The following is a 25,638-nucleotide window of genomic DNA, read 5'->3' on the forward strand; positions in this document are numbered from 1 at the left end:
TCGCTACCCTACATCTGCCGGGGCGTGCTCTGTCGCGCCTAAACGGCAAAACGATTACGGAGAAACACCATGGATCTCTCTGCTGTTCAGGCCAAACCGACGCGCCGTCGCTATATCACGCTACTGATGATATTTATTACGGTGGTCATTTGTTATGTCGATCGCGCTAATTTAGCTGTCGCGTCCGCGCATATACAGGAAGAGTTCGGTATTACCAAAGCGCAAATGGGTTATGTCTTCTCGGCCTTCGCCTGGTTATATACGCTGTGCCAGATTCCCGGCGGCTGGTTCCTCGATCGCGTAGGTTCACGCTTAACTTATTTTATTGCCATCTTTGGCTGGTCGGTTGCGACCTTATTACAAGGTTTCGCCACCGGCTTATTATCGTTAATTGGTCTGCGTGCGATTACCGGCATATTTGAAGCGCCGGCTTTCCCCACCAATAATCGTCTGGTAACCAGCTGGTTCCCGGAGCAGGAGCGCGCTTCTGCCGTCGGCTTCTACACGTCCGGTCAGTTTGTCGGCCTGGCTTTCCTCACACCACTGCTGATCTGGATTCAGGAACTGCTGAGCTGGCATTGGGTGTTCATTATTACCGGCGGCATCGGCATCATCTGGTCGTTTATCTGGATCAAGTTCTATCAGGCGCCGAGCCAGAGCAAAGGCATCAATAAAGCCGAGCTGGAATACATCCGTGAAGGCGGCGCGATGGTGGATGGCGATGCACCGAGCGAAAAGAAAACCCGCACCAAACTCACCGCCGCCGACTGGAAACTGGTGTTTCACCGCAAGCTGTGCGGCGTCTATCTTGGCCAGTTCGCCGTGACATCCACGCTGTGGTTCTTCCTGACCTGGTTCCCGAACTATCTGACGCAGGAAAAACACATCGCGGCGCTCACCGCGGGCTTCATGACCACCGTGCCCTTCCTCGCGGCATTCGTTGGCGTGATTCTCTCGGGTATCGTCGCCGATCGTCTGGTGCGCAGCGGCCGTTCGCTCGGTTTTGCGCGCAAAACACCGATCATCTGCGGCCTGCTGATTTCCACCTGCATCATGGGCGCGAACTACACCAATGATCCCATCTGGATTATGACGCTGATGGCGATCGCCTTCTTCGGCAACGGCTTCGCCTCAATTACCTGGTCGCTGGTCTCCTCGCTGGCGCCGGTGCGTCTGATTGGTTTGACTGGCGGCATGTTCAACTTTGTTGGCGGCCTGGGCGGTATCACCGTGCCGCTGGTGGTGGGCTATCTGGCGCAGGATTACGGCTTTGCGCCAGCGCTGGTGTATATCTCGGCGGTGGCGCTGATCGGCGCGCTGTCTTACATCCTGTTAGTCGGTGATGTAAAACGCGTAGGTTAATACACCCCGTAGGGTCGCCATTTATGGCGACCTGGCCAACAACCGCACGATAATGGCGACCTTGCTGATAACCGCACAATAACCGCAACCCGGTTTATTCGCATCGCCCCGCCAAATCACGTAATTTATCCGGCAACTGTTAGATGGAAGGTTGCCTCATGTCAGAAAAACAAATCACCTTTGCCGCGCGTCATCATCAACTCACCAACATCAACGTCTGGACCGGCGACAGCCAGTGGCTGGCATTTGATGTGCGACCTTCCGGCGCCTCTTTTACCAGCCTGACCATTGAGCGCGTCAACGTGGCGAGCGGTGCCGTTGAGGTGCTGTATCAGGCGCGCGATGGCGCACACGTTGGCGTGGTCACCGTCAGTCCGGATTTGCCGCCGCGTTACGTCTGCATTCATGGCCCGGAACATCCGGATGCGCACTGGCACTACGATTTCCATCACCGTCGCGGCGTGATCGTGCAGCACGGCATCGCTGAGAACCTCGACGCCTGCGATATCACCGCGCCTTACACGCCCGGCGCGCTGCGCGGTGGCTCGCATGTTCACGTCTTCAGTCCGGACGGTTCGCGCCTGAGTTTTACCTACAACGATCATGTGATGCATGAAAAAGAGGCCGGCGACGATCTGCGTAACGTCGGCGTGGCCGTGCCGCTGCATCCGGTGTGTCCGCCCAAACAGCATCCGCGTGAATATGAGGGCAGCCATTATTGTGTGCTGGTCAGCCAGACGCAGCGCGATCCACAGCCAGGCAGCGACCAGATTGACCGCGCCTATGAAGAGTGCTGGATCGGGAATCAAGGCTATCAGAAAGCAGATGGCAGCTGGCAGCGCTGGGCCATCGCCTTTATCGGCGATACGCGCGGCGCGAACGGCGACAAAGTGCCGGAGGTGTTCGTGGTGGATCTGCCCGCCGCGTTAGCCGATTATGCTAAAGCTGGCGCATCGCCCTTGCAGGGCTCGGCGGATAAATTGCCTGCGCCGCCAGCTGGCGTGCAGCAGCGCCGCATCACGCACACCAACGGCCTGGCGTTGCAACCGCGTCACTGGCTGCGCGCCTCAGCGGATGGCAGCGCCATCGCCTTTTTGCTGGCGGACGATCAGGGCGTGATTCAGCTGTGGACGGTTTCACCTAATGGCGGTCAGCCGCGTCAGGTGACGCAGCTAGCAAGCAGCATTCAGTCGGCGTTTAGCTGGCATCCACAAGGTGGCGCGATAAGTTTTATCTGTGATAACAGTGTGATGCGCTGTGAGATGGCGACGGGGAAATGTACGCGCTTAACACCACGTAGCGATCAAGCGCCATCCGGTGATGCGGTGGTTTGGTCACCGGATGGGGAAAAGATCGCTTATATGCGGGAAGTAGACGGCTGGCGGCAGCTGTTTTGCGTTAGTGCGGCTGCACGGGCATAGCCGCCGCGGTCGCCAGGCTGGCTTGCGTGCCGGCCATTTTCTCGCTCTGCATCACGCGCTCGTGGATGGAATCCTTACTTTTATCGTCGTCAGAACGGAAGTAATCCCACGGCAGCAGCACGGTGTCCATCACCGCTGAGAACGGGAGATCGATCAGCGCCAGCGGCTTGATCGCCCAGCTGGTGTTGTCGTCAGTGATCATCTCTGCGCTGGCGCGCGTGCCGGGATAGTAGCCCTGACTGGCGCCGGTGTGAGACATAACGCTGGAGCAGCCCGAAGTAACGAAGGTACTGCAAACCAGCACAGCTGTGAGCGGAAAGCGTTTCATCATATTCATCATCATCATCCCTTCAGTCATGGCATGGCCCTGGCTGGAGTGTTTCACCTGACGTTAAGCAAAGCTCTATGGCTAGGTCTTGGATCTCAGGCGATTGGTCCCCTGAGTGTATGTCATATCGTCAAATTTGCTGTAAAAAAATACGCATCAGCCCTTGAAAGCGACCAGGCTGCACCCACTTTTAAGGAACGGTCTTGTTGTTGTTGCCGGAAGGGACAACAACGGGCTGCACAACCTGTCCATGGTGGAAGGTTGCCTAAACTTGCTGAATATCAGGAGTCTTATTATGCGTAATTTTGATCTCTCTCCACTTTATCGTTCTGCCATTGGTTTCGATCGCCTGTTTAACCTGCTTGAGTCCAATCAAAACCAGGCCAATGGTGGCTATCCTCCGTATAACGTTGAGCTGGTGGATGAGAATTTTTACCGTATCACCATTGCCGTGGCGGGCTTTGCCCAGAGCGAGTTAGATATCACCTCGCATGACAACGTGCTGGTGGTGCGCGGTGCGCATCCTGAAGAGCAGCCGGAGCGTAAGTACCTGTATCAGGGCATCGCCGAGCGCAACTTCGAGCGCAAATTCCAGCTGGCCGATCACATCACCGTGCGCGATGCGCGTCTGGAGAATGGTCTGCTGAGCATCGATCTGGTTCGCATCGTCCCGGAAGAGGCGAAACCGCGTCGTATCGAAATCCTGTAATCAGGATGTGAGTTGAAAAAAACGCCGCTGAAAAGCGGCGTTTTTGTTTAGGTGCGCACCAATAATCGCTGACTGACCATGCCGCCAAACACATTCACCAGCAGGCCGAGGATGATCACTGAAACCCCAATCATCTGCTGAATTGACAAGGTTTCACCGAGAATCAGCGCCGCGCTGAGAATGCCCACCACCGGCACCAGCAGCGACAGCGGAGCTACGCGCCAGGTTTCATAGCGACTCAGCAGGTTGCCCCAAATCGCGTAGCCGACAATGGTGGCGATAAAGGCGAGATAGATCAGCGCCAACACCGTTTGCAGCGAGATGTGCAGCAGGCTGGTGACAATCGCCGCCTTACCATCGAACAGCCACGAGCAGGCAAAAAACGGCACTATCGGCACCAGCGCACTCCACACCACCAGCGACATCACCGGCACTTTGCGGTTACGCAAAATGATTTTGTTGGTGATATTGCCGAGCCCCCACGACAGCGCCGCAGCCAGCGTCAGCATCATGGTGGTGAGCGTAATGCCCGCCGTGGTTTGGCCTGCCATGCCTGCCGTCGCCAGCATAAACATGCCGAGCGTCGCCACTAAAATGCCGGCGATGTGATTCCAGCGCAGCTTCTCCGCCAGGAACAGCGCGCCTAACAGCAAGGTGAAAAAGGCCTGCGCCTGCAGCACCAGCGACGCCAATCCTGCCGGCATGCCCAGCTTGATGGCGAGGAACAGAAAGGCGAACTGGCCAAAGCTGATGGTCATGCCATAGACGATCAGCCAGCGCAGCGGAATCGCCGGACGTTTCACAAACAAGATCGCCGGAAATGCCACCAGGCTAAAGCGCAATCCCGCCAGCAAGAAGGGCGGCATGTCCTGCAGGCCCAGCTTAATCACCACAAAATTCACGCCCCACGCCACCACAACCAGCAGGGCTAACAACATATCTTTAACTGACATACTCATTCCTTCCTGCCGTAATCAGGCAGTTGCCGTTACCGGTGTCGCGATCTCGGCACAACATTCTTCACCGACAATCTGAAAGAAATCATCCACCTGTAAAGCAATGGAGCGATCCAGTGCGCCGGCGTTGAACCACAGCGTGCCGACGTCGCGCAGGCGCACATCGACGCGCAGCGCCAGCCGGTCATCAAAACTAAACGGCGGCACCGCGCCCATCACGCACTGGGTTAACTCCTGCGCTTTCTCTGGCGGCGCAAAGCTCGACTTCTTGCCGCCAATGGCGCGTGCGGCGCTCTTGAAGTTGATCTTGCAGTCGCCCGGCACAATCGCCAGCAGATAGCGCGCATCTGCGCCATCCGGCATCGTCACTTCCAGCACCATCGCTTTGGCCGCCTGATTGAGATCGTTACCGCGAATCTCGCTAATCAGGTCGGTCTGGCCGATGGCTTCATGCTCCACCACGCGATAACGCGCCTGATGCTGATCCAGCAGGGCCGCTACTTTTTCATAGGTATTCATGCTCGTCTCCTCGTCGAAAACCTGGCGTTAACTCCAGGCGATGGCGTGTTTCATTTTTTTGTCGGTAAGGCCAAAGAAGAAGCCCATGGTGATGCGCGTGTCGCCTTCCACGCGATCAATTTCGTGATAAAACGCAGGGTTAAACAGATAGATATCGCCACTGCGCGGTGAGAACTCGCACACCTCGCTGTGCTCAATGACGCCGGTTTGATAACCGAGCTCGCCCGGCGTTTTGTAATACTCATCCATCGGCTGCCACTTCTTATTGAAGATGCGCAGCTCGCCGCCGGCGTTGCACTCCTGCAAACAGACCACGCAGCTGAGTTGATGCAGGATGTGGGTCACCGCCAATCCGCTGCCAGCGGCATCGCGCACGATGTTGTCGTTATGCAGGGGATTGGCGACGCCGTTAGCATGGAAGCGCACAATCGAACCGGCGTAATCGCCCAATTCAGGTTCGTTGGCGGTTTGCAGGCTTTCCAGGCGCAGCGCGTGCTTCACCCAGTTGTAGATCTGATCGCGCAGGCAGTGCAGCGACGGCGGCAGCGCGGGCTGGATATCGCGCAGCTCGGTGAAGTAGTTTTCCGGTGCTGCGGTGTGCTTCGCCAGATAAGGGCCAAGCGTGGTCAGCGCGCCGTTCGGATAGTGCGACACCCGCACCTGTTCGCGGCACTGCTGCAAATCATCGACCACCGCTGCGCGCACGTCCGGTGTGAGGAAATTACGTAATACCAGCAACGGCACGCGCGCGGTGACGATGTCATCCAGCCAGGTGCTTTCCACAAACATGTTCGGATGAATAACGCGGATCTGATTGAAAATCGCCATGTTGATCACTCCCCAATAGGAAACTCATGAAGTTCATGGTTACTCATACGACGCCATTCAGACGCCGTGCCCAGTGCTGAAATAGGTTCAGAAGAGATAAATGTGGTGTTGTTGTTCTGTAAGCGGTGCAGCGTGAAATAGTTGGGATAGGGCGTATCGTCGGGATGCCATTGCCACGCCCAGGCTTTATCGCGGGTGACAAAAATGGCGTTGGCCGAACTGCCGCCCGGCGCGACCTGCGCCATCTTGTCGCGCAGATAATCACGGGTGAAATCCGCGGGTGTGGCGCGATCCACTACATATTCCAGATACTCAGCGGAATCAAAACGCGACTCCGCCATGCCCAATTGCTGATAGACGGTGGGCAAAAAACCGTTATGCATCATGTACCACTGCGTTGCACCGCTGGTGCGCCACAGCGGATGGGAAAATTCGATGCCGTGATTTTTGCTCAGCGTGGCGTGGCGGACATGCACCGCCAGAAAGCGGCCGCGCAGGCGATCAACATCAATGGTCGGCAGCGCATCGGCGAAAGTGCCGGTGCCGTGTAGCGTGCGAATGTGCCCTTGTTCCAGCCATAAACAGCCCCAACCGTTGGGATGCTGTTTTATCGGACCTTCATGCGTGGCGGTTTCACCGCAGCTCATGGCACGCGCGGCGTCCAGCACCGCAGCGGCATCAAATTGGCCGTGCGCCACAATCATTCTGCACATAGTAAATCTCTCCGTGTGGTGAGCGATGAGACCTCAAGGATCTGATGGAACACCGCCAGAATCTCGTCGCGGCTGGTGGCGGCGAGACGCAAGGTGGCGAGAATGCCGGCGTGGCGGGTTAAATCGGCATACAGCGAAGAGCGCGGCGAAACCGCCAGCGCGGGCAGATTGAGCGGCGGCAACAGCTGACCGCGTTGATGCTGCTCGATCCAGCGTTCAGCCGCGTCATACTGCAGGCGCTGACGCAAACGCACGCGGCCCACCGCCTGCGGCTGCGGCGGAAAATGCAGCGGCGGCATGCCGTGACCGGCTTCGATGTGAAACGCCACTTCTGCCCAGTTGATGCCGGTAACTTCCTGCACCAGATTCACCACGCCCATGCCGGAAAGGCGGAAGCCCATTTCGAGGAAGTGCGGTTCGCCGTTGACCAAAATAAAGTCGATATGAAACGCGCCCTGACGATAGCCAAAGGTTTCGCAGCAGAAGCTCATCAGGCTGGTAAAGCTGGCGGGCAGCTGTTGAGCCGCGACCGCCACATGACCAGATTCGTAAAAACTGACGCAGCCATCGGCATCGCTATGGTGTTCGATCACCTTTTGGCAGCAGGTCAGCGCCACGGCGTGGCCGTCCGCCACCACGCCTTGCAGCGAATACTCATCGCCCGCCAGCCAGCTCTCAACGATAAATCCGCTGAAGCCGCGCCCGCCGTAATTCATGGTATCGACCAGCTTGCCGATCACCGCATCAAGCTGGCTGGCCTCTTTCACCAGCCAGATGCCAAGGCCGCCGCCGCCATCAACCGGCTTGATCACGCAGGGATAGAGCAGCGCTTCACGCGCATCGCGAATACTGAGCGGCGAGGCAAAAAAGCGAAACTCCGGCTGCGGAAAGCGCTGCCAGGCTTTGCGCAACGCCATACGCTGCGCGTACTTATCTGGCGGAATAAAGCTCACACCGGCGTCGGGCCCCGCCAGCAGTTCGCGCACGCGACCGGCGCTGGCGTTGTAGGCTTCAAAGCCGGCCAGCACCACGTGAGGATGTTCCATCAATCCGGCATGCAAACAGGCTTGCAGCACATCCCACGGATTTTCCGGGCGATCGAGCCGCACAATCAGATCGAACGGCAACGGGATGCTCAGCGATTGGTAATCGACGAAGTCGCCCATCTCCGCCAGCACGGTAAAGTAGCCCTCGCGTTTGGCCACCGCGCAGTAAGGATTTTGTCCGTCGCGGGTGGCGCCAATCTGCAGGAAAATCTTTCTCATCGCGTTGCCTTACCGGGTTAACGCCCGGAGATCACTTCAGTGACGACGTCTTGCATGACACCGTTATTCACCTGAATCACTGCTTTGTGCGGGTCAAAACGCAGCACGCGCGAAAGCGCATCGCCGCGCTGATCGTCCAGCAGTGAACTCACCTGCGCGCTGCGCCAGCAGTGACGCATCTGCGCCACGGTCAAACCAGAAAGTTGCTCCAGCTGCTGCGCCAGCAACAGATCGTCGCTTTCGCCGCGCAGCAGGGCGCGCACCGCCGCTTCGTCCGGCGCATCGACCAACTGCTGCAGCCAGCTTTTGAGCTGATGGCCTTCGGCGATAAACGGCGAATAGATCATGCAAACCAGTTGGGTTTCATTGAGGCTGAATGCTTGTTCGGCGAACTGCGCAGCGCGCTGGCGGGCGCGCTTAATCGCCTCATCGTCCTGATAGCGTGCCGCCATCTCATCGATCAGCTGCGGCGGGAAATCCTTTTTCACCATCAGCCCGAGCGCAAAGCGCACATATTCGCGAATGCCTTCGGCGTAGCTGCGCTGCAACAGCGTCTCCGCTCGCAGACCGCGAATATGTGCCATTAACGTCGGATTACCGCAGTCCGATTCGGAGAAGCTGAACATCAGTTCATCAAAGCGGAAATGCATAAATTCGGTCAGCAGCGCCCAGTGCGCGCCAGCTTCATACGCGGTGTCCTGATAGATGTTGAAGAACAGCGGATCGCGTTCCAGCTGCCAGGTGATACGGTGCGCGGGCGTCACCTGATCGGCACCGTAAATATCGGCGAAATAGCGCTCGGCCACGCCATCCAGCGTCTGCAGGAAGCCGCTAAAGCCGCGCGATTTATCCGCCACCGGCGCATCAAACAGCCGCGAAAGATGGCGCGCCCATGCCAGATAAGCGGTTTGTTCCTGCGGCGAATCGCCGGTGATGATCACATCAACGCCACCGTCGTAATGCGCCGCCAGGCCAAACGAGTTCACCATGCTGAGATTGCAGGCGTTACAAAAGGTAGAGCGCGCATCGGCGCGGAAGCGGTGGCCATTCATCAGCACATCGTTGCGATTTTGCTGGCGTACGCTGTCGGGCATCGGTAAATGGCGATCGAAGTGGCGGATTTGCAGGCCGTCGGTCACCAGACATTCGGTAAAGTCATCATCGGGGATGTGCAGCGCGCGGTATACGCGATCGATATTCTCCATCACGCTGTCGTTCATCGCCGCATGACGGTTGGTGCTGATGCGTAACTGAAAGGTGCTGCCGTGCTGCTGCCAGATCAGCCCCTGAATGTAGCGCACGTACGCCACCATATAGCTGCTGTCTTTGCCGCCGCCGTAGGCTAGCAACACGCGGTTATTTTCCGGGTGCGCGGCATCGGGAAGTGCGGCCAGTAAACGGCGTGAACAGTGTTGCGCTGAATCGATAATCGTCGGAGTGAGATATCCACTCATCTCTCGCATCATGGTGGACAGATTATTCATTTTCACTTCATCCTTTGGCTAATAAAGTCGCTGTTGCCGTGCTGGCGGCAACAGACGGGAAATGGGCCACGAAGGTGCTACGGAATGAATTTTTTAGTCGGAAGCGGCACTGCAACTAATGCGTATGGTTATCAATTAACTGATGCAGCCTAAAGTACTTTGAATGTAATCTGGTGAAAACGCACAGATCCGGACGAAATAGGGTGGAACAGATGGCGGGTGAAACGGAACAGGGCAGTCGTTACCGTCAAATCGCAGAGCAGATAAAACAAGCCATTCACAGCGGCTCGCTGCCGCCCGACAGCCGTTTACCGTCGGTGCGCACGCTGGCGACGCAGTACAGCGTCAGCATGACCACCGCGCTGAAAACATTACGTACCCTTGAGGATGAGCACTACGCGGTGGCGCGTCCCAAGTCTGGTTTTTTTGTCGCCCCGCGACCTGCTAATAAAGCGCTTCCCACGGTGATCAACGAGCAAGCGCGCGAAGTGGCGCCGCTCGACGAGCAAACCGAGCTGCATCTGGCGATGCTCGGTTCAGACTGCCGCGTGCGGCTGGATCTGGCCAACGGCGACATCTCACTCTATCCGGTGAAGAAGATTGGTTTGCTGATGCGCCAGATGGGATACAGCAAACCGGCGCTGCTCGGCAACACCGTGAAGGGCACCGGCTATGCGCCGCTGAAAAATGAAATTGCACGCCGCGCGGTGGATTATGGCTGCAATATCAACGCCGATGACATCCTGATCACCAATGGTTGCATCGAAGCGATATCGCTGGCCTTGCGCGCCACCACGCGGCCAGGCGATATCGTCGCGGTGGAATCGCCCTGCTATTTCGTGCTGCTGCAGATGCTGCATAACCTCAATCTGCGGGTGATTGAGGTGGAAGCCGGGCCGGAAGGCTACGTTAATGTGGAGAAACTCACCGCGCTGTTCCAGCGTAAGGCGGTGCAGGCCTATCTCACCATCAACAACATTAATAATCCGCTGGGCAAAAGCATTCCCAACGAGCAGAAAGCCTATATCGCGCGTCAGGCCGACGAGAACGATGTGGTGATCATTGAGGATGATATCTTCGGCGATACCGCATTCGGCGAGCGTCGTCCGTTCCCGATGCGCGCCTTCAGCCCGAACGCTATTTTGTGCAGCGGCTTCTCGAAAACCGTCGCGCCGGGCATTCGCATTGGCTGGGTGCACAGCAGCAACTACATGCGCAAAATCGCCTCGCTGAAATACACCACCAGCATGGGCACGTCGGTATTGTCGCAGGCGGCGATTGCCGAACTGCTGCGCAGCGGCGGCTACGATGCGCATCTGCGTAAGCTACGGCGTGAGTTGAAGAATCAAATCCAGCATATGCGTCAGGCGGTGCTGCGCTACTTCCCGCCGGGTACGCGGGTTTCAGACCCTGAAGGCGGCTATGTGTTGTGGGTGGAAATGCCGATCGGTGCATTGAATGTGCGCGCGCTGTTTCTCAAGGCGCGCAATGCGGGCATCGGTATCGCGCCGGGGCACATTTTTGCCACGGATCACCGCTACGATCACTGTTTTCGACTCAACGCTGGTTTTGGCTGGAATGCCGAAGTGGAGCAGGCGATTCAGCAACTGGCGCAGTGGTGCCAGTTGTCGTTACCGGCGGGATCGTAGGGTCGCCATTTATGGCGACCTGGCCGATTAATCGCTAAACGCGGCTTCCAGCTCTTCCGCCAATATCTGCACCGCGCGCTCAATCTTCTCAGCATCCGGCACGTAATTCATGCGCATGCATTGATGGGTATGCGGCCATTCGTGTTCCAGGCCGGGGAAGAAGAAGTGGCCGGGCACCATCAGCACACCGCGCGCCTTCAGGCGCTGATACAACGTTTCGGTGCTGATCGGCAGATCGCGGAACCACAGCCAGAGGAAAATTGCGCCTTCGGGTTTATGAATCAGGCAGCGATCTTCTGGCAGATAGCGGCGCAGAATCGCAATCGTCTCGCTCACTTTCGCCTGATAGAACGGCTTGATCACCTCTTCCGACAGACGCAGCAAATCCCCGCGCACAATCATCTCATTGGCAATGGCCGGTCCAATGCTGCCCGGCGCCAAGCTGATAATCCCGTTCATGTTACCAATTGCGGCGATTGTGCTCTCATCGGCGACGATGATGCCGCAACGTGCGCCCGGCAGGCCGAGTTTCGACAGGCTCATACACAGAATGGTATTGGGATTCCACAGCGGACGTGCTTCGCTAAAGATGATGCCGGGAAACGGCACGCCGTAGGCGTTATCAATCAGCAGCGGTACGCCGTGCTGCTGCGCCAGCGCATCCAGCTGCAGCAGTTCGTCATCAGTGATGACGTTGCCGGTTGGGTTAGTCGGGCGCGATACGCAAATCAGGCCGACATCATCATTCAGCGGCAGATGATCGAAATCGACGTGATATTTGAACTGGCCTTCCGGCAGCAGCTCAATGTTGGGCTTGGCGGAGACAAACAGATCCTCTTCCAGACCGGCATCGGCGTAGCCGAGGTATTCCGGTGCCAGCGGGAACAGCACGCGCTTTTTGCTGCCGTCGGCGCGACGTCCGGCGAACAGATTGAAGAGATAGAAGAACGCGCTCTGGCTGCCGTTGGTCAGCGCAATATTTTGCGCGGTTAATGGCCAGCCAAGTTCGTCACGCAGCATCTTCGCCAGCGCATCCAGCAGCAGCGCTTTGCCGCGCGGACCATCGTAGTTGCACAGCGCTTCGCTCAGCTTGCCGTCCTGATGCATCTGCATCAGCAACTGGTTGAAATAGTCATTCATCGCCGGGATCTGCGCCGGATTACCGCCGCCAAGCATGATGGTGCCGGGCGTGCGCAGGCCTTCACCCATGTCTTCCATCAGACGTGAGATGCCGGAGTGTTGAGTAAATTTGTCGCCGAACTGAGAAAAGGACATAGGAAGTTAAAACGTTGTGAAATCGAATGGGGAACCACCATAGCGCCCGCCGCTGGCAGGCGCAATGGGTAAAGCAGCAAGCTTAGCCTTGGATCTGCGGGTTAACGCAGTTTTTCTCGACTTTGCCACTCAGGGCGGCGATCAGGTTATCTACCGCGTCGCGCGCCATGCCGTAACGGGTTTCATGGGTGGCGGAACCGATGTGCGGCAGCGCCACCACGTTCGGCAGCGTCAAAATCTCGGCATCGGCAGGCACCGGCTCAACTTCGAACACATCCAGACCGGCGGCGTGGATGGTGCCGTCTTTCAGGGCCGTTGTTAGCGCCTGCTCATCCACTACCGGACCGCGACCGGCGTTGATCAGAATTGCGCTTGGCTTCATCAACTTGAGCTGCGCCGCGCCAATCATATGGTGCGTTTGTTCGGTCAGCGGCAGGCTGATGCAGACAAAATCACTCTCTTTCAGCAAGGTTTCCAGATCGCAGGCACGCGCGCCAAAGCGGGTTTCTGCCTCTTCATGCTGACGGCGCGCGTTATACAGAATGTTCATGCCGAAGCCAAAGTGCGCACGCTGCGCCAGCGCCAGGCCGATGCGGCCCATGCCGAGAATGCCAAGGGTTTTGTGGTGCACATCGATGCCGAAATGATCCGGGCCGATGCTCTTTTTCCACTCGCCGGCTTTCACCCACTTATCCAGCTCGGTCACGCGACGCGCGGTGCTTAGCACCAGCGCCATCATGGTGTCGGCGACGGTTTCGGTCAGCACGGTTGGCGTATGCATCAGCAACACCTTGCGTTGATTCAGCGCGTCGACGTTGAAGTTATCGTAACCCACCGACACGGTGGAGCAGGCGCGCAGCGCGGGCATTTTTGCCAGCAGCTCACCATCCACTTTGCCGCCAGAGCCGAGCAAACCTTGCGCCTGTTCGAACTGCGCCGCGTGTTTCTGGATAGTTTCCGGGGAAATATCATGCACTTCAGTGACGGTGAAATGGGCATCCAGCTTGGTGCGCAGGTCATCTGGCAGGCTTTTATAAAGAATCACAGCAGGTTTCATCTTTTGCTCCCTATGAAATGGTGAGGAGGCCTTGAGGCCTCCCGAATTGGTTACGCGTGCTTTGCGCCATGCATCGGCGGCGATGTTTTATTCTGCGCCGGTTTGACGATCAACGTCAGCCAGACCGAGGCCAACAGCGCAGCACCCATGAAAATGTAGGAGGCGGCAGGCGAACCGGTCGCGCCATTAAGATAGCCTACAATCCACGATCCAACGAAGGAACCGAGTGCGCCCATGCTGTTGATCAGTGCCATCGCACCACCGGCGACGTTGCGCGGCAACATCTCCGGAATGATGGCGAAGAACGGACCGTACGGCGCATACATCGCACCACCGGCAATCACCAGCAGCGTATACGACAGCCAGAAGTTACTGGAACCGACCAGGTACGAACCAAGGAATGCCAGTGCGCCAATCAGCAGCAGCGGCCAGACAAAAAGTTTACGGTTCTGGGTTTTATCGGAGGCCCACGACACCACGATCATCGCAATGGTCGCCACCAGATACGGCACCGCTGACAGCCAACCGGCTTCCACCATGCCCATCTGCGAACCGTTACGCAGAATGGACGGCAGCCACAGCACGAAACCGTACACGCCGATGCTCCAGGCAAAATATTGCAGGCACAGCAGGATCACGTTGCGATTACGGAACGCTTCACCATAGTTACGTACCGCTTTAATGCCTTCCTGCTCTTTTTGCAGTTGCGCCTGCAGCGCGGCTTTCTCGCTTTCACTCATCCATTTGGCCTGGGCTGGTTTGTCCTGCACCAGGAACCACCAGGCAACCGCCCAGATCACCGCCGGAATGCCTTCAATGATAAACATCTCGCGCCAGCCAAAGGATTCAATCAGATAGCCGGAGACCACCGACATCCACAGCACCGTGACCGGATTACCGAGGATCAGGAAGGTATTGGCGCGCGAACGCTCGGATTTGGTAAACCAGTTGCTGATATAGATCAGCATCGCTGGCATCACCGCCGCTTCCACCACGCCGAGCACAAAGCGGATCGCCGCCAGCATCGGGATGTTGCTGACCACGCCGGTCAGCGAGGCGCAGCCGCCCCATAAAATCAGGCACCAGAAAATCAGCTTCTTCACGCTGCGACGTTCGGCATACAGCGCACCGGGAATCTGGAAGAAGAAGTAGCCGAGGAAGAACAGAGCGCCCAGCAGCGATGACATGCCTTTGGTGATGCCAAGATCGTCATTTATCCCTGCGGCAGAGGCGAAGCTGAAGTTCGCCCGGTCCAGATACGCCAGACTGTAAGTGATAAACACGATGGGCATGATAAACCACCAGCGTTTTGGCGCGATTGTCTGCGATTTCATGGGTGACTCCTCTGGTTGAGGTGGACGCATTTAGGGGATGCGCCTCGCAATATAGTTGTAGTAGGTACAGATATTTTTTAAATCTTTGTCGGGAGGTCGCCATAAATGGCGACCCTACAAAAACGCATCGACTGTCGTGAGTATCAATAATCACCCAACGCCGCGCGCGTCGGCAGGCCTTCGCTGTCGCCAGCGACCTGAATCGCCAGCGAACCGATTTTATTACCGCGCAGAATCGCTTGCGGCAGGGATTTTCCCTCCAGCAACGCGCTGATCAGCCCAACAGCAAAACCGTCGCCGGCACCGACAGTATCGACCACGTTCTCGACACGAATCGGTGCGACCTGGCCTTGCTGGCCGTCAGCGGTTTTGTACCAGGCGCCGTCGCCACCGGTTTTGATCACCACCGCTTTTACCCCTTTATCGAGGTAGAAATCGGCGATGGCTTCCGGCTGGCGATAGCCGGTAAGAATCAAACCCTCTTTTTCGCCTGGCAGCACCCAATCGGCGTATTCCGCTAAATGATTGAGCTGCTTACGCATCTCCTCTTCGCTGCGCCATAACACCGGGCGTAGATTGGGATCGAAGGAGATGGTTTTGCCCCGCGCGCGCATCTCTTTTGCCGCGTGTTGCGCCAGGGCAAGTGAGCTGTCGGAGATCGCCGCCGCCACGCCGCTTAGGTGCAGATGGCGCGCGCTGCCAAAGTAGTCATCGTTGAAATCGTCGGGCGACAGATGGCTGGCGGCGGAGCCTTTGCGGAAATATTCCACTTCCGGATCGGAGCCGTCATCGACGCGGGATTTGAGCTGGAAACCGGTACGATAGCGTGCGTCGGTGGTGACGCAGCGGTGATCGACGCTCTCTTTTTCCAGCTGCTGCAGCGTGAAGCGACCAAAGCTGTCGTCGCCGACGCGGCTCACCCAACCGACCTGCAAACCGAGACGCGCCAGGCCAATCGCCACGTTGAGTTCGGCACCGGCGATGCGTTTGACGAAGCCTTCCGCTGCGGCGAGATCGCCGGTTTGTTGGGCGATAAACATCGCCATCGCTTCGCCAATCGTCACCACATCCAGCGTTTTATGCGTCATCATCGGCTCCTTACGCTGCACGCAGCAGGTCAACGTAATGGCGCGTGACCGCCAGCAAATCCGCGCCTTCCAGCGGGAATTCGATGCCGCGCGGTGCGTCGGTTGGCAGCGCGTTCAGCAGCGAGCGCCAGCTATCGTCGGCCTGATCCAGCGCGATAGCGCGGAAAGTCTCACCGTGCGGCACCGCCGTTTTAACGTGGATGTAGCTAACGTAGCGGCTGAGTTGCGCGGCGGCTTGCAAACCGTCTTCGCCGGTCCACTGCCAGTTGCCCATATCGAAGGTCATATCCAGCGGCAATGCGGCATCACAAGCCTGATGGAAGAAGCGCAGCATCGGCGCCAGTTTGCTGTCCGGGGTTTGATCGTTCTCCACCACCAGCGTCACCGTTGAGGCGTTCAACACAGCGCGCAGCGCACTGGCATCGAGCTCCACAAAATGACCGAGCGCCACTTTCAGGCGCTTAGCGCCGATTTGTTCGGCCTCCTGCAGGAATTGCGCCAGACGCGGATTCAGCGCGCCATCATCCAGCCACAGCGCTTCCGGCACGGAATAGCTGGCGCTCAGCTGATGCTGGGAAATCGCATTGCCGAGTGCGTGCAGCAGGCAGAGTTCGTTTTCGTTGAACAGCTCGCGACGGATTTCGACGCCATCCGCGCCCGCCTGTTTGATCAGCGGCAACAGCGCGGTCTGGCCACCCAATTCCGCTACTTTCTGCGCGCCGTATGCGGCAGTTACAACAATAATTTCTGGTTTCATCACGTTTCTCCGGGCATGACCACATCCCATTCGTTATAAAAAACCTAAATGGAACCGGTTCCAAAGAGAAGAGGCAGACCGTGAAATTATGATCATGCTCACGAAGTGAGCCATAAAAGGGGAGGTTAGCGCAGCGGCTGGCTGGAGCCGCGCACGATCAGCTCGCCGGAGAAGAGCTGTTCGCTGATCGATTGCTCGCTGCCTTCAATGCGTGCAATGACTTGTTCCAGCGCGGCGTAACCAATCTGCCAGGTGGGCTGTTTTAACGTGGTGATGCCGACGCCCGCCAGCGCCGCCCATTCCAGTTCGTCAAAGCCCAGCAGGCCAATCGCTTCGCCCCAGCGCAGCTCAAGGCGCTGCAGCGCGCGCGCCACTTGCAAGGTCAGCGCGCCGTTGGCGGCGATCACCGCACAGCGTTTGTCAGGATGGCGCTGGTGGAACGCGCGCAGCTGTTTTTCCAGCGCGTCGGGCTGATGCAGCGCCACTTCGGCATTCTCTGCCGCAATCTGTGGCGCGCTGTTCACCGTGTCGTAGAAGGCGCGCAGACGTTCACGGCGGGTGTTGACGCTGCCAAGTGGCTCGCTCAGGAAGAGCAGGGCTTGATAGCCGTTATCCAGCAAATGTTGAGTCGCAATTGTGGAGGCTTCAACGTTGTTGAGCCCCACCATATCGCAGGCGAAATCGGGAATTTTACGGTCGATCAACACCATTGGCAGCATCGACTGTTGCAGGCGATTAAGGACTTCTTCATGCATGCCCACGGCATTCACCACAATGCCTTCCACCTGATAACTGCTGAGCAGTTGCAGGTAATGCTGTTCGAGATCGACTTCGTTGTTGGTGTTACACATCAGCAGAGTAAAGCCCTGCGCACGGCACGCCGCTTCGATGCCGCTCAACACGTCAACCGAGTAAGGATTGGTGATGTCGGCAATGATCAGACCAATCAAACGCGTGCGGCCGCGTTTCAGTCCACGCGCCATCTGGCTGGGACGATAGTTGAGTTCGGCGATGGCCTGTTCGATACGGGCTTTGAGATCGGGCGAGAGCAGATTCACTTCGCCATTCAGATAGCGGGAAACGCTGGTTTTACCGGTTTTTGCCGTACGGGCAACGTCACTGATTGTGGCTCGTGGCGGCCTGGTTTTCATTGCTTACACCTGCTGAAAAGAAACAGGCGAAGACTAACACAGCTCAGGCCAGTCGCAATCATTGCGTGTCTGAAGTGAGTCGCAGCACCGGTTGCCAGAGCGTTTGCAGCTCGCTCAGCGGCGCATCATCCAGCAGTTGCAGCACCATTTCGGCGATGCGCTCGCCAATGTGCTGCTGGGATGATTGCAGAATGGCGTTTACCGGCTGATCGACAATCGAATCGGGCGGCAATCCATCATACACATACAGCGGAATCGCCTGCGCGCCCTTCAGGCGGGCCGCTTGCTGCAGCGCAATCGCGGCTCCTTCACCCAGCGTGCTGCAATCGGTAATGATCGCTTGCGGCGCATCGCCTTGGGCCAGCCAGGCATTGGTTTGTTGATAGCCGGAGCGGCGCGTGGCGGGCAATGTAGCCATCAGAGATTGATCGACCGGCGCCTGATGCTGAATCAACGCATCAATAAATCCCTGGCGGCGATCGAGGATATACGTCGCCGATTCGTTACTGCCGAGATAAGCCAGACGCGGCCATCCTTGTTGCAGGCAGTGTTGTGCCGCGAGAAAAGTACCGGCGTGATTATCGTAATCAATCCACGCGTAAGGCTGCGGCAGCTCGCTGCGACCCAGCGTCAGGAAGCGGAAACCTTTCTGTTGCAGGCGTTGCAAACGCGCATCCTGCGGCATGGTGTGGGTTAAAATCAGGGCATCGATGGCGCCGCTGCGCAGCATGCGAATCAGCTTGCGTTGCAGCTCCTGCGGCTTATCGGGTAGCAACAGCAGATCAATATCGTGCTGCGCGAGACGTTGATCCAGCGTCAGCAGCATTTGGCTGTAGTAGCTGTCATTGAGCGAGGCGTGGCTGATGGGAAAGAGCAGTCCAACCGCATTGGCGCGCCCGGTTTTCAGGCGACGGGCCGCATCGTTGGGACGATAACCGCGCGCTTGCGCTTCATCTTCAATGCGTTTGCGCGTGACGGCCGCTACATCGTCATAGCCATTTAGCGCCCTGCTCACGGTAGTAACAGAGAGGCCAAGGGTAGCGGCGATGGCTTTCAGTGACATGATAGCGTCCCATTGATCAATTTTTGATCACGCTAGCATAAAGGAAAAGGCGGCTCTATCAGTTACGAATTTTTTAGCTTTTTCTGACAAAGGTGGCGTCAAAAGTGGCGAAAAAGAGTGATAAAAGCCGACCTGCTGGCGCAGATCGGCTTTACTTTTAGCTCAGCGGGCTGAGGGTGATCTCAACGCGACGGTTCTGTGCTTTACCGTCTTCGGTGCTGTTGCTGGCGACCGGATTATCCGGGCCTAAACCCTGAGTACGCAGGCGGTTCTGCGCCACGCCCTGCAGAATCAGACCGCTGGCGACGCTGTCAGCACGCTGCTGTGACAGGCGCATATTCAGCGCGCGCGTGCCGGTGCTGTCGGTGTAGCCCACCACATTCACGGCGGTTTTTGGATACTCTTTTAGTACCATCGCGACGCCGGTCAGGGTGTTAGCGCCCGCCGGTTTCAGGTTGCTGCTGTTGGAATCAAAGGTGACGTTATTTGGCATGTTGAGCACGATGTTGTCGCCCTGACGCGTCACGCTGACGCCGGTGCCGCGCATTTTGTCGCGCAGTTTCGCTTCCTGCACATCCATGTAATAACCCGCGCCGCCGCCCAGTGCCGCACCGGATGCCGCGCCAATCAGCGCGCCTTTACCGCGATCTTTCTTCGACGACGACAGCACGCCCACGCCCGCGCCTAACACCGCGCCTAAGCCGGCACCGATGCCCGATTTGCCCGCCTGCGATTCGCCGGTATACGGATTGGTGGTACAACCCGACAGCGCCAGGCTGCCGCTCAATAACAAGGTCAGCGCCAAAATACGCTTATTCATGAAAAATCCCTCACAGATTTAAACGGGGAAAAGCCCCAAAACGGCACTATTATGCCGTTCAATTATGGGGAAATGCGTGAGGGTCAGTCTTAATTTGTAAACTTTTGCTTTAAAGATTATCAGGATGGCAGAAACAGCTGGTTTGATGATCGTTAATTAAGCCGCAGGCCTGTAGAAATGAGTGGCAGGTTGTGGGACCGACGAATTTAAAACCACGCTTCTTTAGCGCTTTAGAGAGCGCAATGGCGGGCTCGGAGGTGGTTGGCGCGTCTTTATAATTCGCGTAACGGTGCAAAATCGGCGTATGGTCGACAAAAGACCAGATAAAGCGCGAAAAGTCCTCTCCGGTGGCTTCCAGCGCCAGCAATGCGCGCGCATTGTTGATGATTGCCTCCAGCTTGCCGCGATGGCGAATCAGTCCCGCATTTTGCATCAGACGTTCCATGTCGCTTTCATCCATCAACGCCACGGCATCAGGATCGAATTCATGGAAGGCGCGGCGGTAATTTTCGCGTTTTTTCAGCACGGTAATCCATGAAAGCCCCGCCTGTTGGCCTTCCAGACAGACCATTTCAAATAAGACTCGCTTATCGGTCTGCGGCACGCCCCACTCTTGATCGTGGTACGCCAGATACAGTGGATCCTCAGTTACCCAGCCACAACGCTGCATTGCATCACTCCCTTAGCATATGAAATAGCGATAGATCCCTTGACGTACAGCAAATTCGATTAATAGTTATACAACGGGCGCCGATATAGATCTTATAAAACCTAAACGCCCATCTCTTCCCGGCTCGTCAGGAGTCCTTCATGTTGCAGAAAAGTCAGCGGACAGGCCAGCACAAAGTTGCGCTGGCTTTTAGCGGTTGGTGGCTATTTTTTCTGGCCGGGAATGCCTATGCCTTTGATCAATCCAGCCAGAATAGCGCGCCCGATTACAACGCAATACTTGCTGAAAAAATTTCCAGTAATCATCTGATGTTGACAGAAAACCCCGATGCCAACCTGTTTGACGCTGCGCTGAATTCGCCGAACGACTTCGCGATGGTGATGCACAATGAAACCGCCAGCGTCGGTGCCGCGCCCTTTGTTAATCGCTATTCGGCCGGTTGGTCGATGCCGATGAGTGAAGCGGTGAGCACCGGGCCGGTGGCGCAGTTTGCGGTAGATGATTCGACGTTGAGCTGCCCGAAGTGTGAACGCGTGGACAGCAATAATGCCGAGCATATTGCCTCGCTCGGCTGGCGCGTGGATTCCAGCTTTGGCTGGATATCGCCGTGGGCACAGGTGAGCTACAGCCATCTGGTGAATGAAGAGCTGCCTTCACCCACCCGTGAACACGCTGACGACATGAATGGCCGGGAAAACAATTGGGTGGATGTCAGCGTCGGTGCCAATATGCCGTTGGGGCAAAATATGGCGGCCTTTGCTTCCTTCGCGCAAACCGGTGCGGTGAGCAGCGGTGAGCAGTTCATCTACAGCCTTGGCGTCAGCGCCAGCTTCTAAATCGCGCGCGATCCGCCGCGCTAAAACAGTTACACTGAGCGTATTACGTCGGGCTGAATTAACCGTCCGGCGCACCATGCTGGTTAACGTCAGGTTTCTTCATGTCAGTCAAAATCTTATCTTCAACGTTGGTAGGGCTGGATGGCTTCTGCCATGACCCGCTCGCCGTGCTGCAGCAGGCCGATAACGGCACGCTGGCGGTGCTGCATAACAATACGCCGGCATTTTATGCGCTTACGCCGCAGCGTCTGGCGCAGCTGCTGGCGCTGGAAGCCGCCACGCAGCAGCCCAATGATGTCACGCTGGATGAGAGTCTGTTTCAGACCGATAGCGCGCCTATCGCTACACCGGTTGGCAAGTTCGCAATGTATGAAGGCTGGCAGCCGGACAGCGATTTTCAACGTCAGGCCGCCATCTGGGGCGTGGCGTTGAGTGAAGCCGTTACTGCCGCCGAGCTGGCCACGTTTGTGGCGTACTGGCAGGCGGAAGGCCGTTTGTTCCACCATGTGCAGTGGCAGCAGAAGTTAGCGCGCAGCGTGCAGATGAATCGCGCCGCTAATGGCGGGCAGCCAAAGCGCGATCTCACGCAAATCAGCAATACTGATTACGATATTCCCGATGGATTCCGAGGTGAGTAATGAAAACGCCGAACGATCTTTTTAGCCGCCTGAAAAAGATGATGCCGTCCGAAGTGCAGCCGAAATTCAAAAACGGCGCGGAGCTGCTGGCCTGGAATCAGGAGCAGGGCCGTTTGCGCTCGGAAGCGATTGTGCGGGAAAACCGCGCGATGAAAATGCAGCGCATCATGGGGCGCTCGGGCATCCGCGAGCTGCACATGAACTGCTCGTTCGACAACTATCGCGTGGAAAATGATGGGCAGCGTAAAGCGCTGGCGATGGCGCGCGAATACGCCGCCGGATTTGAAAATAGCATCTCCAGTTTTGTTTTCTCTGGCCGTCCCGGCACCGGTAAAAACCATCTTGCTGCGGCGATTGGTAACGATCTGATTATCCGCGGTAAAAGCGTGCTGATTGTCACCGTCGCCGACTTGATGTCGAGCATGAAGGGCACTTTCAGCGGCGGCAGCGATTTAACCGAAGAGCGCCTGCTGCACGATCTCAGCCATGTGGACTTGTTGGTGATCGATGAGATCGGCATGCAGAGCGAATCGCGCTATGAAAAAGTGATCATCAATCAGATTGTTGATCGCCGCTCATCGTCGAAACGCCCGACCGGCATGTTATCGAACCTCGATCCGGCGGGCATGAATTCGCTGTTGGGTGAACGCGTGATGGATCGTATGCGCCTCGGCAACAGCTTGTGGGTGCGCTTTGACTGGGAAAGTTATCGCAGCCGTGTGCGCGGTGATGAGTATTGAGGAGTGCTATGAAAGCAGCCGGTAAAGGTCCAGCACTACTTCGTCTGAACAACCTGAAGCGGGTGATGACGCAACTGCGCACCACCCGCATCACCTCCCGCCAGGATCTGGCATTAGCGCTCGAGCTGAGCAAAAACACCGTTTCACTGATTGTCGATGATTTGCTGGAAGCCGGGCTGATCAATGAGCTCGGCCCGGTTAGCGTCGCTTCTGCGGGCCGCCCTAAAATCGAAATCTCGCTGCGCGCGGAAAAGCTGAAAAGCGCCGGCATCATGGTGGAGCGCCAGGCGATTCACTGGCGCGTGTGCGACTACTACTCGCAGGTGATTGCCGAGCAAACCTGGCGCACGGAAACCAGCGATCCCGAGCAATTACTGCATGAGCTGGTGGAAGTGTGTCAGACCTTGCACGCGGCGCATCCCGAGCTGCTCGGCGTGGCGATTGGCTTCCCCGGCATCATCGATCCCCATCGTGGCTGGGTGCATTTTTCCGCCCATCTTGGCTGGCAGAATGTGGATGTGATGACCATCCTCAGCCACGAGATGCCGCTGCCGCTGCGCATCATGAATAACGTCAAAGCCGCCGCGCTGCTCTCGGTGCAGCAACTCGAACTGAATAAGTCGCAAAGCCATTTCTATCTGCGTATCTCAGAAGGCTTGGGCGGCGCGCTGGTCGAGCAGGGCGAAGTGTTTACCGGCAGCAGCTGGACGGCGGGTGAGATCGGCCATCTTACGGTGCAACCCAACGGCGAACGTTGTAGCTGCGGACGCTTAGGTTGTCTGGAAACGCTGGTGAGCAAACCGGCCATTCAGCAGCAGTTGGCAAAACGCAAGCCGGGCCTGCGCTGGCAGAATGGTGATAGCGAGCCGGAAATCCTTAAAGAGGTGATGACGCAGGCGGGCACCCATTTGGGCAACGCGTTGAGTCAGGTGATGCAGCTGGTGAATCCGGCCAGCATCATTATTGATGGGCCGTGGAATGCGCAGCCGGCGTTCGTGCAGGCGGTGCAACAGGCGGCGCAGGCCGGTACGCTGGCCTTTACCTTTGCCCACACCGCGCTGCATTTCCTGCCGCTGCGTATCGATCCGGCCAACGGCTTAGCGCTGGCGGTGATTGAGCAGTATGAGCGCCTGAATTAAACAGGCGCCATCAATGATCCCGTAGGGTCGCCATTGATGGCGACCAAATGCTTTAATGCCTCGGAATATCAAACGACTCACTCGCTTTCGTAGTGGACGTCGTCTTCGGCAGATCTGCTTCAACGTTAAATTTACGCAGTACCAGCGCATGAATCTTCTCAAGCGACACGCCGGCGGTTTCTGGCAGATAGCGGAAGGTGAAGAAGTACATCCCCAGCGAGAAAATCGCGAACAGCAACAGTGGGAAGCCACCGTGGAATATATCCAGCAGCATCGGGCTGCTGTTCATGATCGGGAAGGTGCTGCTGATAACAAAGTTGGCCATCGACATCGCGCAGATGGAAATCCCCACGCAAATCGAACGAATCTCAGTTGGGAACACTTCGCCCAGCACCGTCCAGACGATCTGGCCCCACGTCATACCGAAGAAAATCATGTACGCGAACAGGCCAATCACCGCCAGCATGCCCGGCAGGTGGTAATAGAAGGCGATGAAGGAGTAGGTCAGGCACACGCAGGAGGTGATGGCCCCCAGCAGCAGCAGCTTACGACGACCAACTTTATCGATTAGCATCATCCCCGCCAGCACGCCAATGAACTGACAAATCGACAGCCAGAAGGTTTGCAGCAGCGCTGAGTCCGTGCTGCCCGCGACGTTTTTCAGCAAGGTTGGCCCAAAGTACTGAATCACGTTGATGCCGCTGATCTGGTTACCCACCGCCAAACCGATACCGACGATCAGCAGTGGAATGGTGGTTTTATCCAGACGCAGACGCGATTTGTGCTGATGCGCGGTTTTATCAGAAAACGAATGTTTGATTTCATTGAACACGCTCTCGGCATGCTCGCGGTTTGAGATTTTGGTCAGCGTATCCAGCGCTTCATCGTACTTGCCTTTCAGCACGTTCCAGCGCGGCGATTCCGGGATAAAGGCGATGAACAGGATAAACAGCGCGCACGGCACCAGCGCCGTGGCGAGGATGTAGCGCCAGCCCATATTGATCATCACGTCAGGCAAGGTGGATTTGGTGATGAAGTAGTTAGTCAGTAACACCACCGATTGTCCGCCGACGCAGCACACCGCATACAGCGCGGTAGTACGGCCACGAAACCTGGAAGGCGACAGCTCCGCCAGATAGATAGGCGAAATCACCGACGCCAGACCAATTGCCAATCCGCCAATCATGCGGAAAATGACGAATACAGTGAAGTTATGCGCCAGCGCCGTCCCGATCACCGAAACGGTAAACAGCAGGGCGGTGATGGCGAGGGATTTTTTGCGTCCCAGTTTGTCGCTGAGGCGCGGTGCCATAAAGCAGCCGATCAAACTGCCGAGCAGGATATTGGAAACGGCCCAGCCGGTTTCAGCGGGCGATAACTGGAAATATTCACTTAAGGGTTCGATTGCACCGGAGATAATTGAAGAGTCATATCCCATCAGCAGACCGCCGAATGCCGCGACAGTACAGCAGAGAATGACATACTTCATGTTGTAGCGTTTTTGCCTGGTATCCATTGTTATAGCCCCTTGTCTCTACGGCCTGAACGTTACTTGTTCAGAAAGAGGGTGGTGTAGGTTTAGATGTTCAACTTTTATTCACGCGAGGTCTTCGTGTTGGAATATATGTTCTAAATGATGGTTTTTGGATCATTTTTTCCGAAAAGTGTGAAGAGGGTTGCGAAAATTGCTGAATAAGTCGTCAGGGGCATGTTTATAGCCTAATGAAATGATAGGTTTTTCATCAGTTCACTTTGTAAAGACATTGCAAAGTTTGCTTTTTATTGGAATTTTCATTCTGTTATGCACGGCGCTTTGCCGATTATATTTCATCCGGC

The 25,638-nt window shown here is 56.8% G+C and carries 25 protein-coding genes; 8 read left to right on the forward strand and 17 right to left on the reverse strand.

Annotated elements, in window-relative coordinates; translation table 11 throughout:
* Positions 1 to 69 precede the first annotated feature (69 nt).
* Positions 70 to 1,362 (forward strand): MFS transporter, encoded by a 1,293-nt coding sequence (locus PanJK_RS17190; RefSeq protein WP_265301421.1) that lies wholly within the window; start codon positions 70 to 72, stop codon positions 1,360 to 1,362.
* A gap of 158 nt (positions 1,363 to 1,520) precedes the next feature.
* Positions 1,521 to 2,783: a DUF3748 domain-containing protein gene (locus PanJK_RS17195; protein WP_265301423.1), complete on the forward strand. Its 1,263-nt coding sequence runs from the start codon at positions 1,521 to 1,523 to the stop codon at positions 2,781 to 2,783.
* Here the strand turns inward: PanJK_RS17195 and PanJK_RS17200 are convergent.
* Positions 2,761 to 3,120 carry a YceK/YidQ family lipoprotein gene (locus PanJK_RS17200; protein ID WP_293795770.1) on the reverse strand — a complete coding sequence of 120 codons (360 nt, stop codon included), beginning with the start codon at positions 3,118 to 3,120 and terminating at the stop codon, positions 2,761 to 2,763. The two genes, PanJK_RS17195 and PanJK_RS17200, sit on opposite strands and share 23 nt — an antisense overlap.
* 286 nt (positions 3,121 to 3,406) lie before the next feature.
* Here PanJK_RS17200 and ibpA point away from each other — a divergent pair, with 286 nt between their 5' ends.
* Positions 3,407 to 3,820, forward strand: coding sequence for a small heat shock chaperone IbpA (gene ibpA / locus PanJK_RS17205; protein WP_008105285.1), 414 nt, complete (start codon positions 3,407 to 3,409; stop codon positions 3,818 to 3,820).
* A 47-nt stretch (positions 3,821 to 3,867) separates the two neighbouring features.
* Here the strand turns inward: ibpA and PanJK_RS17210 are convergent, their stop codons facing one another.
* Genes PanJK_RS17210 through PanJK_RS17235 form a run of 6 tightly spaced genes read right to left on the reverse strand, consistent with a single transcriptional unit; the run spans position 3,868 to position 9,585 of the window.
* Positions 3,868 to 4,773: an EamA family transporter gene (locus tag PanJK_RS17210; RefSeq protein ID WP_256697912.1), complete on the reverse strand. Its 906-nt coding sequence runs from the start codon at positions 4,771 to 4,773 to the stop codon at positions 3,868 to 3,870.
* A gap of 21 nt (positions 4,774 to 4,794) precedes the next feature.
* On the reverse strand, positions 4,795 to 5,295 hold the full coding sequence (locus tag PanJK_RS17215; RefSeq protein WP_265301427.1) for a YbaK/EbsC family protein: 501 nt from the start codon (positions 5,293 to 5,295) through the stop codon (positions 4,795 to 4,797).
* A gap of 27 nt (positions 5,296 to 5,322) precedes the next feature.
* Positions 5,323 to 6,123 carry a 2OG-Fe(II) oxygenase gene (locus PanJK_RS17220; protein ID WP_256697913.1) on the reverse strand — a complete coding sequence of 267 codons (801 nt, stop codon included), beginning with the start codon at positions 6,121 to 6,123 and terminating at the stop codon, positions 5,323 to 5,325.
* A 5-nt stretch (positions 6,124 to 6,128) separates the two neighbouring features.
* Entirely contained in the window at positions 6,129 to 6,836 is a 708-nt protein-coding gene (locus PanJK_RS17225; protein WP_008105281.1) for a class II glutamine amidotransferase, read from the reverse strand.
* Positions 6,824 to 8,101, reverse strand: a complete 1,278-nt coding sequence (locus tag PanJK_RS17230; protein WP_265301432.1) for an ATP-grasp domain-containing protein — start codon at positions 8,099 to 8,101, stop codon at positions 6,824 to 6,826. The genes PanJK_RS17225 and PanJK_RS17230 overlap by 13 nt, the downstream gene beginning before the upstream one ends.
* Before the next feature lie 17 nt (positions 8,102 to 8,118).
* Complete coding sequence (locus PanJK_RS17235) at positions 8,119 to 9,585, reverse strand: hypothetical protein (protein ID WP_265301434.1); 1,467 nt, start codon at positions 9,583 to 9,585, stop codon at positions 8,119 to 8,121.
* A 212-nt stretch (positions 9,586 to 9,797) separates the two neighbouring features.
* Between PanJK_RS17235 and PanJK_RS17240 the strand changes: the two genes are divergently transcribed.
* Positions 9,798 to 11,234, forward strand: coding sequence for a PLP-dependent aminotransferase family protein (locus PanJK_RS17240; protein WP_256697918.1), 1,437 nt, complete (start codon positions 9,798 to 9,800; stop codon positions 11,232 to 11,234).
* 27 nt (positions 11,235 to 11,261) lie between these two features.
* Here the strand turns inward: PanJK_RS17240 and PanJK_RS17245 are convergent, their stop codons facing one another.
* The 9 genes from PanJK_RS17245 to PanJK_RS17285 all read right to left on the reverse strand — a co-directional run bounded on the left by PanJK_RS17245 (position 11,262) and on the right by PanJK_RS17285 (position 20,449).
* Positions 11,262 to 12,509 (reverse strand): valine--pyruvate transaminase, encoded by a 1,248-nt coding sequence (locus PanJK_RS17245; protein ID WP_265301437.1) that lies wholly within the window; start codon positions 12,507 to 12,509, stop codon positions 11,262 to 11,264.
* Positions 12,510 to 12,591: 82 nt separating this feature from the next.
* Positions 12,592 to 13,566, reverse strand: coding sequence for a glyoxylate/hydroxypyruvate reductase GhrB (gene ghrB / locus PanJK_RS17250; protein WP_265301439.1), 975 nt, complete (start codon positions 13,564 to 13,566; stop codon positions 12,592 to 12,594).
* Positions 13,567 to 13,616: 50 nt separating this feature from the next.
* Positions 13,617 to 14,900, reverse strand: coding sequence for an MFS transporter (locus PanJK_RS17255; RefSeq protein WP_256697921.1), 1,284 nt, complete (start codon positions 14,898 to 14,900; stop codon positions 13,617 to 13,619).
* Positions 14,901 to 15,043: 143 nt separating this feature from the next.
* Positions 15,044 to 15,991: a sugar kinase gene (locus PanJK_RS17260; RefSeq protein ID WP_409455784.1), complete on the reverse strand. Its 948-nt coding sequence runs from the start codon at positions 15,989 to 15,991 to the stop codon at positions 15,044 to 15,046.
* A gap of 7 nt (positions 15,992 to 15,998) precedes the next feature.
* Complete coding sequence (locus PanJK_RS17265; protein ID WP_265301442.1) at positions 15,999 to 16,745, reverse strand: sugar phosphate isomerase/epimerase family protein; 747 nt, start codon at positions 16,743 to 16,745, stop codon at positions 15,999 to 16,001.
* Positions 16,746 to 16,870: 125 nt separating this feature from the next.
* Positions 16,871 to 17,896: a LacI family DNA-binding transcriptional regulator gene (locus PanJK_RS17270; RefSeq protein WP_265301444.1), complete on the reverse strand. Its 1,026-nt coding sequence runs from the start codon at positions 17,894 to 17,896 to the stop codon at positions 16,871 to 16,873.
* 58 nt (positions 17,897 to 17,954) lie between these two features.
* Positions 17,955 to 18,959 carry a LacI family DNA-binding transcriptional regulator gene (locus PanJK_RS17275; protein WP_265301446.1) on the reverse strand — a complete coding sequence of 335 codons (1,005 nt, stop codon included), beginning with the start codon at positions 18,957 to 18,959 and terminating at the stop codon, positions 17,955 to 17,957.
* Between the two features lie 157 nt (positions 18,960 to 19,116).
* Positions 19,117 to 19,779, reverse strand: a complete 663-nt coding sequence (locus tag PanJK_RS17280) for an OmpA family lipoprotein (protein WP_008105270.1) — start codon at positions 19,777 to 19,779, stop codon at positions 19,117 to 19,119.
* Between the two features lie 109 nt (positions 19,780 to 19,888).
* Positions 19,889 to 20,449, reverse strand: coding sequence for a DNA-3-methyladenine glycosylase I (locus PanJK_RS17285; protein WP_256697926.1), 561 nt, complete (start codon positions 20,447 to 20,449; stop codon positions 19,889 to 19,891).
* 140 nt (positions 20,450 to 20,589) lie between these two features.
* Between PanJK_RS17285 and PanJK_RS17290 the strand changes: the two genes are divergently transcribed.
* The 4 genes from PanJK_RS17290 to PanJK_RS17305 all read left to right on the forward strand — a co-directional run bounded on the left by PanJK_RS17290 (position 20,590) and on the right by PanJK_RS17305 (position 23,802).
* Entirely contained in the window at positions 20,590 to 21,285 is a 696-nt protein-coding gene (locus PanJK_RS17290; RefSeq protein WP_265301450.1) for an autotransporter, read from the forward strand.
* Between the two features lie 101 nt (positions 21,286 to 21,386).
* Positions 21,387 to 21,923 (forward strand): primosomal protein DnaT, encoded by a 537-nt coding sequence (gene dnaT, locus PanJK_RS17295; RefSeq protein WP_265301452.1) that lies wholly within the window; start codon positions 21,387 to 21,389, stop codon positions 21,921 to 21,923.
* On the forward strand, positions 21,923 to 22,663 hold the full coding sequence (gene dnaC / locus PanJK_RS17300; RefSeq protein ID WP_007893471.1) for a DNA replication protein DnaC: 741 nt from the start codon (positions 21,923 to 21,925) through the stop codon (positions 22,661 to 22,663). Before dnaT ends, dnaC begins: the two co-directional genes overlap by 1 nt.
* Before the next feature lie 8 nt (positions 22,664 to 22,671).
* Positions 22,672 to 23,802: an ROK family protein gene (locus tag PanJK_RS17305; protein WP_265301455.1), complete on the forward strand. Its 1,131-nt coding sequence runs from the start codon at positions 22,672 to 22,674 to the stop codon at positions 23,800 to 23,802.
* A 52-nt stretch (positions 23,803 to 23,854) separates the two neighbouring features.
* Here the strand turns inward: PanJK_RS17305 and PanJK_RS17310 are convergent, their stop codons facing one another.
* Entirely contained in the window at positions 23,855 to 25,318 is a 1,464-nt protein-coding gene (locus tag PanJK_RS17310; RefSeq protein ID WP_256697929.1) for a sugar porter family MFS transporter, read from the reverse strand.
* Positions 25,319 to 25,638: the final 320 nt, after the last annotated feature.

Origin of the sequence: Pantoea sp. JK, from assembly GCF_026130245.1 — a bacterium.
GTDB lineage: Bacteria > Pseudomonadota > Gammaproteobacteria > Enterobacterales > Enterobacteriaceae > Pantoea > Pantoea trifolii.

Coding starts and splice junctions, on each gene's coding strand:
- PanJK_RS17190 (WP_265301421.1), top strand. CDS start 70: ATGGATCTCTCTGCTGTTCAGGCCAAACCGACGCGCCGTCGCTATATC.
- PanJK_RS17195 (WP_265301423.1), top strand. CDS start 1,521: ATGTCAGAAAAACAAATCACCTTTGCCGCGCGTCATCATCAACTCACC.
- PanJK_RS17200 (WP_293795770.1), bottom strand. CDS start 3,120: ATGAATATGATGAAACGCTTTCCGCTCACAGCTGTGCTGGTTTGCAGT.
- ibpA (WP_008105285.1), top strand. CDS start 3,407: ATGCGTAATTTTGATCTCTCTCCACTTTATCGTTCTGCCATTGGTTTC.
- PanJK_RS17210 (WP_256697912.1), bottom strand. CDS start 4,773: ATGTCAGTTAAAGATATGTTGTTAGCCCTGCTGGTTGTGGTGGCGTGG.
- PanJK_RS17215 (WP_265301427.1), bottom strand. CDS start 5,295: ATGAATACCTATGAAAAAGTAGCGGCCCTGCTGGATCAGCATCAGGCG.
- PanJK_RS17220 (WP_256697913.1), bottom strand. CDS start 6,123: ATGGCGATTTTCAATCAGATCCGCGTTATTCATCCGAACATGTTTGTG.
- PanJK_RS17225 (WP_008105281.1), bottom strand. CDS start 6,836: ATGTGCAGAATGATTGTGGCGCACGGCCAATTTGATGCCGCTGCGGTG.
- PanJK_RS17230 (WP_265301432.1), bottom strand. CDS start 8,101: ATGAGAAAGATTTTCCTGCAGATTGGCGCCACCCGCGACGGACAAAAT.
- PanJK_RS17235 (WP_265301434.1), bottom strand. CDS start 9,585: ATGAATAATCTGTCCACCATGATGCGAGAGATGAGTGGATATCTCACT.
- PanJK_RS17240 (WP_256697918.1), top strand. CDS start 9,798: ATGGCGGGTGAAACGGAACAGGGCAGTCGTTACCGTCAAATCGCAGAG.
- PanJK_RS17245 (WP_265301437.1), bottom strand. CDS start 12,509: ATGTCCTTTTCTCAGTTCGGCGACAAATTTACTCAACACTCCGGCATC.
- ghrB (WP_265301439.1), bottom strand. CDS start 13,566: ATGAAACCTGCTGTGATTCTTTATAAAAGCCTGCCAGATGACCTGCGC.
- PanJK_RS17255 (WP_256697921.1), bottom strand. CDS start 14,900: ATGAAATCGCAGACAATCGCGCCAAAACGCTGGTGGTTTATCATGCCC.
- PanJK_RS17260 (WP_409455784.1), bottom strand. CDS start 15,991: ATGATGACGCATAAAACGCTGGATGTGGTGACGATTGGCGAAGCGATG.
- PanJK_RS17265 (WP_265301442.1), bottom strand. CDS start 16,745: ATGAAACCAGAAATTATTGTTGTAACTGCCGCATACGGCGCGCAGAAA.
- PanJK_RS17270 (WP_265301444.1), bottom strand. CDS start 17,896: ATGAAAACCAGGCCGCCACGAGCCACAATCAGTGACGTTGCCCGTACG.
- PanJK_RS17275 (WP_265301446.1), bottom strand. CDS start 18,959: ATGTCACTGAAAGCCATCGCCGCTACCCTTGGCCTCTCTGTTACTACC.
- PanJK_RS17280 (WP_008105270.1), bottom strand. CDS start 19,779: ATGAATAAGCGTATTTTGGCGCTGACCTTGTTATTGAGCGGCAGCCTG.
- PanJK_RS17285 (WP_256697926.1), bottom strand. CDS start 20,449: ATGCAGCGTTGTGGCTGGGTAACTGAGGATCCACTGTATCTGGCGTAC.
- PanJK_RS17290 (WP_265301450.1), top strand. CDS start 20,590: ATGTTGCAGAAAAGTCAGCGGACAGGCCAGCACAAAGTTGCGCTGGCT.
- dnaT (WP_265301452.1), top strand. CDS start 21,387: ATGTCAGTCAAAATCTTATCTTCAACGTTGGTAGGGCTGGATGGCTTC.
- dnaC (WP_007893471.1), top strand. CDS start 21,923: ATGAAAACGCCGAACGATCTTTTTAGCCGCCTGAAAAAGATGATGCCG.
- PanJK_RS17305 (WP_265301455.1), top strand. CDS start 22,672: ATGAAAGCAGCCGGTAAAGGTCCAGCACTACTTCGTCTGAACAACCTG.
- PanJK_RS17310 (WP_256697929.1), bottom strand. CDS start 25,318: ATGGATACCAGGCAAAAACGCTACAACATGAAGTATGTCATTCTCTGC.